The 13,076-nt window shown below is 56.2% G+C and carries 7 protein-coding genes; 5 read left to right on the forward strand and 2 right to left on the reverse strand.

Annotated elements, in window-relative coordinates:
• Positions 1-161 precede the first annotated feature (161 nt).
• The 5 genes from H3T93_RS01435 to H3T93_RS01455 all read left to right on the forward strand — a co-directional run bounded on the left by H3T93_RS01435 (position 162) and on the right by H3T93_RS01455 (position 9,267).
• Positions 162-1,481 (forward strand): O-acetylhomoserine aminocarboxypropyltransferase/cysteine synthase family protein, encoded by a 1,320-nt coding sequence (locus tag H3T93_RS01435; RefSeq protein WP_144177250.1) that lies wholly within the window; start codon positions 162-164, stop codon positions 1,479-1,481.
• Between the two features lie 194 nt (positions 1,482-1,675).
• Complete coding sequence (locus H3T93_RS01440; RefSeq protein WP_232339347.1) at positions 1,676-2,566, forward strand: ABC transporter ATP-binding protein; 891 nt, start codon at positions 1,676-1,678, stop codon at positions 2,564-2,566.
• Positions 2,567-2,598: 32 nt separating this feature from the next.
• Positions 2,599-5,271: an ABC transporter permease gene (locus tag H3T93_RS01445; RefSeq protein WP_198214729.1), complete on the forward strand. Its 2,673-nt coding sequence runs from the start codon at positions 2,599-2,601 to the stop codon at positions 5,269-5,271.
• Between the two features lie 431 nt (positions 5,272-5,702).
• Complete coding sequence (locus H3T93_RS01450) at positions 5,703-6,587, forward strand: ABC transporter ATP-binding protein (protein WP_144177246.1); 885 nt, start codon at positions 5,703-5,705, stop codon at positions 6,585-6,587.
• A gap of 31 nt (positions 6,588-6,618) precedes the next feature.
• Complete coding sequence (locus tag H3T93_RS01455; protein ID WP_144177244.1) at positions 6,619-9,267, forward strand: ABC transporter permease; 2,649 nt, start codon at positions 6,619-6,621, stop codon at positions 9,265-9,267.
• Positions 9,268-9,286: 19 nt separating this feature from the next.
• On the opposite strand, the gene H3T93_RS01460 is transcribed toward H3T93_RS01455, so the two are convergent.
• Positions 9,287-9,976, reverse strand: a complete 690-nt coding sequence (locus H3T93_RS01460) for a response regulator (RefSeq protein ID WP_144177242.1) — start codon at positions 9,974-9,976, stop codon at positions 9,287-9,289.
• 318 nt (positions 9,977-10,294) lie between these two features.
• The gene (locus H3T93_RS01465) at positions 10,295-13,018 is read right to left on the reverse strand and encodes a sensor histidine kinase (RefSeq protein WP_198229183.1); all 2,724 of its coding nucleotides are present in this window, start codon (positions 13,016-13,018) and stop codon (positions 10,295-10,297) included.
• Positions 13,019-13,076: the final 58 nt, after the last annotated feature.

The following is a 13,076-nucleotide window of genomic DNA, read 5'->3' on the forward strand; positions in this document are numbered from 1 at the left end:
TGTCGAGACGGAAAAGGCCCGCTTTCAACCTTTTGGAAGCTGTTATAAAAAAGGACGATACCGAAAAGTCCTTTTTGGCTTGAACATGTGGGCTTGGGCCGCTTATGGTCACTTTCAAGAACTTAGAAGAGGACGCACGTCACCAACAGATAGGAATCGACATGACCGACCAGAACCCGCACAAGTACCATTTCGAGACGCTTCAGCTCCACGTGGGCCAGGAGCAGGCCGACCCCGCCACTGATTCCCGGGCCGTGCCCATCTACGCCACCACCAGCTACGTCTTCCACGACTTCGACCACGCCGAAGCTCGGTTCGCGCTGAAGGATCCGGGCAACATCTACGGCCGTCTGACCAACTCCACCCAGGGGGTCTTCGAGGACAGGATCGCCGCCTTGGAGAACGGCACTGCCGGCTTGGCTGTGGCATCGGGAGCAGCCGCAGTGGAGTATGCCTTCCGGAACATCACCCAGACCGGAGACCATATCGTGTCCTCCAAGAACATCTACGGCGGCACCTTCAACCTCCTCAAGCACACTTTGCCCCGCGATGGTGTGGAGACCACCTTCGTGGATCCTTCGGACCCATCCAACTTCGAGTCGGCCATCCAGGAGAACACCAAGCTGGTCTTCTTCGAGACCTTCGGCAACCCCAACGCCGACCTGCCTGATTTCGAGGCCATCTCCAAGATCGCCCATGACCACAACCTGCCGGTGATTGTCGACAATACCTTCGCCACTCCTTACCTGTTCCGTCCGCTGGAGCACGGCGCTGACATCGTCGTGGAATCGGCCACCAAGTTCATCGGTGGCCATGGCACCACCTTGGGCGGGGTAGTCGTGGAAGGCGGCAAGTTCGACTGGGCGGCAGTGCCCGGCAAGTTCCCCACCCTGACTGAGCCTGACCCCAGCTACCACGGTCTGCGCTTCTACCAGGATCTGGGTGCTGCAGCCTTCGTCACCCGCATTCGTGCCATCCTCCTGCGCGACACTGGCGCCGTCATCTCGCCCTTCGCAGCCTTCCTCCTCCTGCAAGGGACCGAGACGCTCTCGCTGAGGGTTGAGCGCCACGTTGAGAACGCCCTGAAGGTAGTGGACTACCTGCAGGGCGTGCCTGAAGTGGAGTCGGTCAGCCACCCGGCCATCGAGGGGCGCCCCGACCACGAGCTCTACAAGCGCTACTTCCCGAACGGCGCCGGCTCCATCTTCACCTTCGATCTGAAGGGCGGCAAGGATGCGGCCAGGGTTTTCATCAACAACCTACATCTCTTCTCACTTCTGGCCAACGTGGCTGATGTGAAGTCGCTGGCCATCCATCCAGCATCGACCACCCACTCCCAGGAGACACCGGAGGAGCTGGAGGATCAGGCAATCCATCCCGGTACCATCAGGCTCTCCATCGGCACGGAGAACATTGAGGACATTCTGGATGACCTCAAGGGTGCCTTCCAGGCATTGAAGGAGTCCGGTCTGGCCAAGTAGCCGACAATCAAACTTTCTTCTCGGTGCCGTATCCGCGTGATATATGACCGAGAAGAGGAAGAAGCACAAGGTGCCTGTCGAAACCTCATTACGTTTCGATGGGCACCTTTGTATATGTTTCCCTCTTTCCCTCTCCAGTGGCGGACAGTATCTGACTGGTCAGGCTGAAATATTGTGGTGGGTAAAATGGAAGCATGAAACATGGAGCAAAGACGAGGACGTCTTCTGATTTGTCGTCCGGTGCGGGGAAACCGAGGCAGATCGCCCAGGTGGCCATCAAGGCCAAGGGACTGACCAAGGACTATGGGAGTGGGGAGAACCTGGTCCATGCCCTACGGGGTGTTGATGTCGAATTCGAACGGGGCAGGTTCACAGTCATCATGGGTCCCTCCGGGTCGGGCAAGTCCACTCTCATGCATACCTTGGCCGGCTTGGACACCGTTACCTCCGGACATGTCTACCTGAATGGGACCGATGCTGCCGGGGTGAAGGGCAGTCGAGCCAGCCGCCATGGAGGGCGGAGGGGAGTGGTCGACCTGACCAAGCTCAACGACAATCAGCTGACCCTCTTGAGGCGCCAGAGCCTGGGCTTCATTTTCCAAAGCTTCAACCTCCTGCCCATGTTTACGGCCAAGCAGAACATCCTCATGCCTCTGATACTGGATGGGGCCAAGCCAGACACAGCTTGGCTGGAGGTTCTGGCCAAGACCCTGGGCTTGGAGGAGAGGCTGAGCCACCGGCCCAGCGAGCTTTCGGGCGGTCAGCAGCAACGTGTGGCCATCGCCAGGGCCCTCATTACCAAACCTTCCATTGTCTTTGCAGACGAACCCACCGGAAACTTGGACACAGCCTCCTCGACGGAGGTCCTCAGCTTTCTGCGGGACTCGGTCCGCGAGCTGGGACAGACCATCATCATGGTCACACATGATGTTTTTGCGGCCTCCTTTGCCGACCGTGCTCTGGTCTTTGCGGATGGGCGAATCGTGGCAGACCAGGACAGCCCCACTGTGGATTCTATGAACGCACTGCTCTCCGAGGAGGTCATGGCCTCCGCGGCTACAGCTGACTCGGCTGCTCATCGCTGAGGGTAATGCTTATGTTGTTCGTTGCCAGAAAAATGATGCGGCATGACCTGGGCATGATGGTTCCCGCCGGTATCGCCATTGTCGTCGGAACACTGTTTATTGCCATGACCTTCCTCTTCGGTAACACCATGGACGTTTCCATGCGGCGGATGGTCTCATCCGATGCTGCGCAGGCCAACTACGCCATCATCCCAGCGGAAGGGAGCCATTCCGATCAGAAGAGGGTGAAGGACTTCAAAACCGAGGAGCTGGCAAAAGTCCCAGGCGTTCACGGAGTCAGATCAGACACGCAGCTCATGGTGGATGTTCGCGCCGGCAATATCAAAAGCGAGAGCGTGATTGCCATTCCTATAGCGGATTCATCGTTGATGCCGGTCGGTTTGTCCAAGGGATCCTGGCCCAGCGCTGATGACCAAGTGGTCTTACCCGGGCCGACTGTTTCCAGACTCAAGCTCTCCCTGGGTGACAAGGTGAGTCTGAATCTGTCGCCTAATATGCTGTATATTTCCGAGGACCTTGGGCCGAAAGGGCAGGCCAGCGCTGACCAGGTTGCGGGCAGATTCATATCGAAGCCCCTGACCTTGTCGGGCGTCAGTTCGAACCAGGGCAACGAGGGCGGCGAGTTTGGCGAGTCGGGCGGCGCAATCGTGCTGACCCCCAAGAGCATAGATACTTTTATGGCCACAGCAGGTCTTGGTGAAATGGGTAACCTGTATGCCCAGAACGTTTACCTGAATGTTGGCGGGCAGGGAAGCGACCTTGATGGGAGTCTGGCTTCTCTGCGCAGGCTCATGCCTTCCGGCTATTCCCTTGAAGACCGTCACACCATGGAGGACAGACTGGTCAAGACCGCGCTCGGTGGTTCCCAAAACCCCGTGACCACCTTCCTTTTGGTCTTTGGCACACTGGCCATGTTCGTGGCTGCCACCGTCATCGCCAACACCTTCCAGGTCATGGTTGCTCGGCAACGTCGCTACCTGGCCCTCCTGAGGACGATAGGCGCCAATAAGAGCCAGGTCAGGGCCAGCGTCCTGATTCGTTCCATCATCCTGGGCGCTGTGGCATCCTTGATCGGGGTCGGCGCCGCCATTGGCATCATGGCTATTCTGGGTGCAGTTAAGGCTCATACGAATTCCCTCTACTTCCAATTGAAGCTGACTCCGGCGGTTATCCTGGTGCCTCTCGTTTTCGGCACTGTCGTTACGATCTTGGCCTCCCTCAACTCCTCATGGGCCGCCACCAGAGTCAGTCCTTTGGAGGCGCTGAGGCCTGCTGATCTTCTGGAGAACAAACAGACGAGCAGGATACGTCTGTTTTTCAGCGTTGTCATGATTCTGTCGGGCATCACCATGACCGTCTGGTCTCTCTGGCAGGTCAGGCTCAATGTCACGGGAGACAAGGCCGGCAAGGCATCTGGAGACGGGCCGAATATTGTTGCTGTCATAGCTGTCATCGGCATTATCCTTGCCTTCCTGGGAATTTTGCTCAGTGCCAATCGTTGGATTCCTTTCATGCTCAAGGGAATCGGATCCCTGGTTTCGCGGGTTGGGCCCTCGTCCACAATCGCCGTGGCTAACATCGCGCGGAATCATTCCCGTGTGGCGGCAACAGGTACCGCCCTCCTGATCGGTGTGACACTGGTTGCCACGCTGGTCACAGGCGCCGCTAGCGCCAAGCAGACTATGGCCGACATGCTGGATGAGCACTACTCAGTCGATTTGCAGATCAGCGCTGATGGTCTGGATGCCAAGGCTCTGAACGACATTCGACGGATCGACGGGGTTGCACAGGCCGAGCTGGTGCCCCAGTATGCAGCCATGGTCAAATCAGGCGGCGAGAACGGGGCGGGAATGACTATTTTCGCCCTGGATGCGCATAAGATCGATCGTCTTCTGAACTCCAGGGTCGGCAAGGATCTTTCCGGACCGGATGCCCTGCTGCTTCCAGAAAGCCTCATGGACAGACAGAAGGATTTTCACGACGGCGGGAATCTAGGGCTCAATATTCTCAGCCCGATTCAAGGCGACGCTCATGGCGGATCCACGTCGGTGGCTCAAAGACTCTTCGTAACTAGCATCTATGCGCCCTACCAGGGGATTGATGCCAGCAATTTATATGGCATGACCGACTCATCCTTGCTAAATGGCGTTCAGCCTCAGACCGTGCAGATCTGGGCCAAGGTTGATGGCTCGCCAACAGTCTCGACGTTTATGGACAAGGTGAAGAGTGCGCTTTCTGGATATTCGGCTGTTTACGTGAAGGGAGGGTTGGCTGAAAAGCAGCAGTGGGATCGGACCATCGACAGCCTGCTCATGATTATCCTGGGCCTGCTTGCGGTTGCAGTGGCCATCGCCCTGATCGGCGTAGCCAACACGCTTTCCCTGTCGGTGTTGGAACGTCGGCGGGAGTCTGCCACCCTGCGGGCCATCGGGATGACCCGCAAGCAGATCAGACGTTCCCTGGCTGTGGAGTCAGGTCTGATAGCCCTGGGGTCGTCCTTGTCCGGCATGGTCCTGGGCCTGCTCTTCGGCTGGGCTGCAGCCTATGAGATCTTCTCCTCTCTGGGGACGGTGGCTTTCCCGATTCCTTGGTCCATTGGCCTGGTGATTCTGCTGGTAGCGCTCGTAGCGGCGATTCTGGCAAGCGTCCTGCCTGCAAGGCGCGTCAACCGGACTCCACCGGTCGTGGCTCTAGCAGAGGAATGACGACCAGCAGTCAGATCGCATCAGAACCAGCCAACTTTCACCAAGGCGCACCTTGGTTGGCGTCGGGAATGAATGATTTATTCTGCCAGATGATGTTTTCCTTGAGGCTGCTTGGAAGCGCGCCGGCTTGATCGCGGGGACCTCGTTATTCTCGTAGTCGATTAAGGGGATCGAGGCAATTGTCTCAATCCTCTGGTCTGATGGACCCATGTCTTTTGTGCTGAACATGATTTGCTTCATCTCCGCAGAGTCCATCCCCCGTCGCCCGCGTTGATTTGAATGGTGCCAGCCTAACAGGAAGAGTTCTTCAGTGCACTCATCCGTAAGGATGATTATCTTCATCGCTCCTAGGGAGCATATCGCTGCAGCCGATAGCCGGATACGGTCGGAAGCTGACGGGAGAAAGGCTTCCTCGCGGATAAAGGAGCACCATGCAGAACAAAGCGGATACTTCGTCTTCACAAGGTTTAATCGACAGAGCAGTCTCGGGTGTCGCGGGACCGCCTGCCGTCAGTGCCAGACAGCTGACCAAGGATTATGGGCAAGGTTCGAACGCCGTCCATGCCCTGCGCGGAATTGACGTGAATTTTGAGCAAGGTCGGTTCACTGCCATCATGGGCCCTTCAGGTTCGGGCAAATCAACACTTATGCACGTTCTGGCTGGTCTGGATACTGTCACCTCTGGCCATGTCTATATGGCCGCTGATCTTCTGCATTCGAAGAGCGGAGATCGTCACCATCCATCGATTGATCAGGCCGGCCGAGTTGACCTGACACGACTGGACGACCGTCAGCTGACTCTGATCAGACGGAGGCATCTGGGATTCATCTTCCAGAGCTTCAACCTGTTGCCTATGTTCACTGCCAAACAGAATATCCTCATGCCGCTGGTACTGGACGGCGTTCGGCCTGACAGCTCATGGATGGAGCAACTGGTAGAGACCCTCGGTTTGTCGGAGAGGCTGGACCATCTTCCCGGTGAATTATCCGGGGGGCAGCAGCAACGGGTCGCCATCGCCAGAGCGCTGATAACCAAACCCGGTCTGGTCTTTGCGGACGAACCGACGGGTAACCTGGACCTGGCCGCCAGCACTGGTGTTCTGAAGTTCCTGCGTGATTCCGTGCGCGAGCTGAATCAGACCGTTATCATGGTCACTCATGATGCCTATGCCGCATCCTACGCAGATCGTGCGCTTGTCTTTGCCGACGGACTGATTGTTTCGGACCGAAAAGATCCGACAGTGAAAGCCATGAACGATCTTCTGGCTGAACAAGTCTCGGCTGGCACTGCCGGCAATTCCCAGTTCCAGGACTAAGGGGTGCATTGTGTGGCGGATAACTCGTACGATGATGAAGCGCGATGCACGTATGATGATGCCGGCTGGTCTGGCCATCGTTATCGGCACCCTCTTTATGTGCCTGACGCTTCTTTTTGGCAACGTGGCGAATGCCTCCATGCGTCGCGAAATCAGCATGGATGCAGGTCAAGCCAACTATGCTGTGACATCCAGAAGGGATCAGGACAAGCCGATTCTGCTCGACGAATTCGATGGCAAGGGGCTGTCGAAACTGCGCGGTGTTAGTGGTTTGCGCCCTGATGTCGACCTTATGGTGGATACGGAAGCAAACGGTCAGTCCAGCAAGGGAATTCTGGCCATTGTGAGTGCCAGGCAGGAGCTTATGCCTGTCGATCTGGCTCGGGGGCAATGGCCTGATTCAGACGATCAGGTTGTGCTGCCGCATTCCGTCGCCAACAGGCTCCAGGTTGGTCTGGGCGATAAGGTGCGCCTCCATCTGTCCCCGCTGATGCTGCCAGGTAGTGATAGTGCTCAGGATTCTTCAAGTAAAGAACGCCTTGTCGACCGAGGCACTGTGGACTTGACCATCTCAGGCATCAGCAAGAGCCATGGGGGAAAGTACGACGATTTCGGCGGAGCTGTGGTGCTGACGGGTTCTCGGATTGAACGCCTGCTGAGTATGGCGGGAATGGTTGGGCCGGAGTCCCTTCCTGTAGGAAACATCTATCTTCAGGTTGATGGACAAGGCAAGGAACTCCAGAACACTCTGCAAAATATCAGTCGATACGTTCCCGACGGATACCAGCTGGAGGACCGTCGTGCCATGGAGGACAGACTGCTCAGTGAGCAGACCGGCAATGGTGTGAACATCATGACTGTTTTCCTCATGACTTTCGGTGTGCTGGCCATGGTGGTGGCTACCTTGGTGATTGCCAACACCTTCCAGATCATGGTGGCCAGACAGCGCAGGTATCTGGCCCTGCTAAGGGTTATTGGTGCTGATCGATGGCAAATCAGGGCAGGCGTGTTGCAGCAGGCCCTGTTCCTTGGCGTTATATCTTCCCTGGTCGGCATCTTGTTGGCTATGGGATTGATGGGCCTTGCCGGTTGCCTTGGTTTGCATTCGGGCACCATGAAGCTTGAACTTCTGCTTACACCTACAGCCCTTCTGGTTCCGTTTGTGCTCGGCGTTCTGGCAACCTTGGTGGCTGCCTTTGGGTCTACTCGTACGGCTATCAGGGTCAGACCGCTTGAAGCCCTGCAACCAGTGGATCATCAGGAACAAGGCAGCAGGAAGCGGACCGGTTTGTGGATCAGCATCCTGCTGGCAGTCGGCGGCTTGGTATTCGTGATCTGGTCCTCTTGGCGCATCACAGAGCTGGTCAGGACAAACTCTGGCGATACAGTCCAGACCAGTAATCAGCAGGAATTATTGCTAGGTCTTGCGGTATTGGGTGTTTTGCTTATTTTCCTGGGTGCCCTGATGGGTGCGCGTCGATGGATTCCGGCTCTTCTGCGTTGCTTGGGTGGACCTGTGTCCCGGATTGGACCATCTTGCAGGGTCGGAGTGGCGAATATCGCTCGAAATCCCTCACGAGTCGCTGCCACAGGTGTTGCTCTGCTGATCGGCGTAACCTTGGTCTCCACTCTGGCTACAGGTGCGGTAACCACTAAACGGACCTTGGCCAAGGATATTGATCAGCGTTATTCCTTGGATATTGAAATATCCGGTCAGGGGCTAAATAAGAATAATGTGCGGGCCATTGAGCGTATCGAAGGTGTTGCTGATGCAGAGCTTGTGCAGCGGTTCAATGCTGAGGTCGAGTCAGGAGGCCCCTCACAAGATTCCATGACTGTCTATGCCTTGGATGCTTCACGGATTAGGCGTGTGCTCCATGCCACTCTGGGTCCAGGTATGCAAAGGTCTGATGCGTTGTTGGTGTCGACCAGAACGATTTCCAAGCATTCCGGTTACCGGGATGGAAGTCAGTTGAAGTTGTTGATAGCTGATCCTCAGGCGGACGATGAACGTGGAAAAGAGGCAGACGCAAGAAGAACATTGACTGGGGTCTTTGCCGGATTCGGCGGGCTGGATACCAGTGGCGTCTATGCAATCACGGACTCTCAAAATGTTGCCGGGATTGACACCAAGACGCATGAAATCTGGATCAGGACGCAGGGAGATCGCGATGCTGCACTGCTCTTGGATGACATACGTCAGGCTGTTGGAGAGCATGACGACATGGCTATGAGCGGAGGGCTGACGCAGAAGAGGATATGGGGTGAAAGAATTGATTCCTTGTTGGCAATCATGGTGGCATTGCTGGGCGTTGCCGTCATTATCGCCCTGATAGGGGTCTCCAATACTTTGATGATGTCGGTGCTGGAGCGCCGTCGTGAGACTGCCACACTCAGGGCAATCGGCATGAGCAGCGTCCAGGTTCGCCGATCCTTGGGAGTCGAGGCCTGCATGATTGCCCTAGGAGCCAGTCTGGCTGGAATCGTTCTAGGAACGCTATTCGGGTGGATAGGAGCTTATCAGGTCTTTGTGCCTTTAGGGTCCGTGACCTTTACCGTACCATGGTCGGCTTTTGCGCTGATACTGCCAGTGGCCTTGCTGGCTGCTGTGGTAGCCAGTGTGCTGCCAGCCAGGGAGGCAGTCAAGGTTTCACCTATTGAGGCGCTCAGCGACGATTGATACCGCCTGACGGCCGGGTTCATACCAGGTGGTTTTCGTAAGCGAAGACCACCGCCTGGACGCGGTCGCGGGCATTGATCTTCTGAAGAATGTGAGTTACATGAGTTTTCACTGTGGGCAGTGAGATCCCCAGATTGTCGGCGATCTCCTGGTTGCTCAGGCCCTGGGCTATGTGAACCAGGACCTGCAGCTCACGATCAGTGAGCAGGTCCGCCTCGGGATCGCGATAGATCGATCCCGATGGCATGGACCTGGTCGCAGGCATGTCATGGGCCATATGTTCGATCAGGCGTTTTGTAGCCGAAGGAGCGATGATCGCATTGCCCTGGTGAACTGTACGGATGGAGGTCAGGAGGGTTTCAGGCTCGGTATCCTTGAGCAGAAATCCTGATGCGCCGGCTTTTATAGCCGCCATGACGTATTCGTCAAGATCGAAGGTGGTTAGCACAATGACCCTGGGCTCGGGGCGGTCAGGTGACAAAGCAGTGATACGGCGGGTGGCTGTCAAACCATCCATGCCGGGCATGCGGACATCCATGAGGATCACATCGGGCCGCAGGCGTGAAGCCAGATCCACTGCTTGCTCGCCGTCCGCGCCTTGGCCGACCACGGTCATGTCATCCTGGGAGCCGATGACCATGGCAAAGCCAGCTCGGACCAGATCCTGGTCGTCCACGATGGCAACGCTGATGGGTTCGGTCCGTTCCATGACTGCCTGCTTCTTTCCGCTATATGGTGGCCAGCGCCACCATCCGATTTTATCTGAGTTGAGTGTTGCTTGAAATTACAACTGGATTTAATTTGGAGCCAGGGTAATCGCTGTCTGATTGATTGCTGATTGAGTAATTGTTGGCTAAGTGACTGTCGTCGGAGAGACTTTCAACTGGTGAAGTTATGCTCGTCAGCAATCGATTCCCGGAGTGGCTAATCTTCGAGTTCGCGATTCATGGAGTGCTCAATTTTTCGATTGTGCTGATTACCTGACACGGTCATTTTCCTGTTTGCTATCCATAGGAGATGCTCATCATCAAGAACGCTCACGCCTGGAGTCTGGGTGGTCCTGTTGGTCTGATTGGGCATGCTCTGGTTCCTTATCCTGTTGCGATTGTTGCGAATAGTTGTCAAGCTGATCATCAAGATCTACTGGCAGGGGTTTGGCTGGGTGAAGAGCCGGTATATGTGGGTTTTTACGGGTGGGCTCGCCAATATGGTTCCTGTCTGAGTTGAGGCTCTTGTTTGGGGAATCGGCAGTGTCAATGTTTGAGCGCAAACCGGTGCTGGAACTGTGACGCAGGACGGTGAGCAGTTGTCGCATGCGAGCCAGGGCCTGGCGTCCTTGAGAAGCAATGTCGCCGAAGGCTTGCGCTACCTGCTCTGGGGGAGGGTTCACCCCCTTGACTTGATAATGGTTCAACTCGGAGATGGCTTTGGTAGTGGATGCAATAACTGTATTCAGGGTTGCAGCCACTTCTACCTGCATGGTAGAGCCAATGAGTTCGCGCTCTTGATTGGCTGCCAGAGCCTGGCTTTCCTGCAGGGTCTGGTTTAGCGCGCGCTCGCGTTCCTGCTGTAGGAGCAGGACTGAACCACGAGTACGTCGGCGTGAGGCAATCAGCATGGTCAGCAGACAGATCAAGGCCGGTGCGGCCATCACTATGAAAAGTGTTAAATGGGATTCAGAGAAAGATGATTCTGCCGGGCCTTCTATCATGTAGGCCAGAATGGTTGGGCACCCTTGGTTATTGGCTACACATCTGACAGCCCATAAAACCGTATCCGTGATGACCGCCAACGGAGCCCACCGCCTGGTGGTGTATTTGCCGTAAACCATTGCTGAATAGACGGCGACTGGGGATAAGACTGCAGCTTCTGGCAGCCAGGGCGAGAAGAGTAGCAGCAGGGTGGCAACTGCAGACACTATAGCGGCGCAAATGCCGGGACGGACCCTGCGCACAATCAGGGGCAAAGCAATACCTAGCGTGGCGATGATCCTTACTGGTCGGCCCGGATCATATTGTCGCGTGACAGGTGCTATAGCAAGAGCTTGACCTGGATTCTCTACCAGTACTAGTCCGATTACCAAACCCAGGTCGGCCGTCAATGGATGGCGTTGAAACCAGACGAAGAGCGTGGAGACAATCGAGCGCAGGGACCATTGAGCTTGTCGATTGGCACGTATCTCCGCTTCAGAGTCTGATTTTGGCGGAGTGGCAAAAGGAATCCACGCTTGGAGGTGGTAACCGCCTTCTGGTTCGGAACCTGTTTGAAGGTCGCCTCCAAGAGAAGTCAGTCGTTCGCGCATCCCTAAAAGACCGAAACCTGAATGCGCAGGTCGCTCCATCTGCGGCGGAGAATCTGAATTGGTAGAGGCATGGTCAAATGGGCGGTCGTCAATGGTTAGACACAAACCGTCCGTGAGCCACTGTTCTTCAACTAGCACAGCCGAAGCCGGAGCGGCATGCTTGCGAACATTGGTCAATGCTTCTTGCAGGACCCGGTAAGCAGTTATGGCGCGGCTGCGATCCAGCTTTTCTGGGCATGGTCGGCCTTTAATGCGTCGGCTGAATTGGGATTTCGGCTGAGCAAGTCGGGCGGCATCTATCAGGTCTGACCATGATTTATAGCTGGTCGGCGGATTGTTTGAAGAGGTGGTAACCGAGGGACAGGTACGCGCATTGTTGGCCGTATCCATGTTGGCCTTGGCAGTGTTGGCAGCTGGAATCTCTTTGATTGTGTGAAGATGGTCGCTGGCTTGGCTCGGCTGAGTGCAATCTGTTCCGGCTGGATTCAGATTATGAGCGTTCGCGGATTGACTAGCGGAATTCGTTTGGGCAGTTGCTTGAGATTGGTCAGGCGGCTGAATATGGGCTGGGTCCGTTGGTGGTGGGGAAGAAGAGTGTTGGCCTGGAAGAGAATCAGCTGTCTTTTGGCTGGTTTCGGGTGCAGGGTTGGTTGGAGTCTTGAGTTTGCCGAAGAGCGAGCTCAGCTCACGTAGGGCGCGACGGCTCTCTTGATCGATGGTGCGCATGGTCTTAAGAGCAAGGTGCGCATCGGCAGTGGCTGCGTACCTGCCGGCATCTGCCTGCACAATGACAATGGACAGAGTGTGGGCGACTACATCGTGCATGTCACGCGCTATGCGGGCCCGCTCAGCGCTGGCAGACAGGGCCGCGCTTTGCTCTGCCTGCAGGGCCAAGGCGTGGTTGCGTCGCCGGGCCTCATCAATGGCATCCCTTCTGGTCCGCGTCCAGTAGGCTGCAACGATGGCTATGAGTAGCAGAAGCCCCTCGATCAGTAAATTCGATAGGAAGGTGATTGCCAGATCTTTGAATGAGGTCGGCAACATTGAGATGTGGTCCGGCCACGTCTTGCCTGGAGGCAGAAACCCCAAATCGACCAATGTGAAGATAAGGCAGGATAGGGGCGTCATGACCCAGGCCACAGTCAGATAGAGTCGGCGCCAGGATGGACGTCCGTAGAGCAGACAGGAATAGACCATCACCAGGCAGACTGCGTCGGAGAGCATGATGGCAGGTCCCAACAGGAGCTGAGCCAGAGCCACAGCGACGAAGAGCCCGGCTGCTACGTTCGGGAATCGGCGACGGATAACGACAGGGGCTATGAGCAGGACCGTCCACATCAGGATCAGGTTTTCCTGCAAGGGGATCAGGGCCCCATCTCGTAGATTGGCGCTGGAGCCGCTCACCAGCAGAAACAAAAGGATGGCGAAGAGGGCGTCAGTCAGTAGCATTCGATTATTGGACCTGGTGATTGGTCGCTGCGCTGTTTGACTGACTGTGTTCATGGAA

Origin of the sequence: Bifidobacterium sp. M0404, from assembly GCF_016101415.1 — a bacterium.
GTDB lineage: Bacteria > Actinomycetota > Actinomycetes > Actinomycetales > Bifidobacteriaceae > Bombiscardovia > Bombiscardovia polysaccharolytica.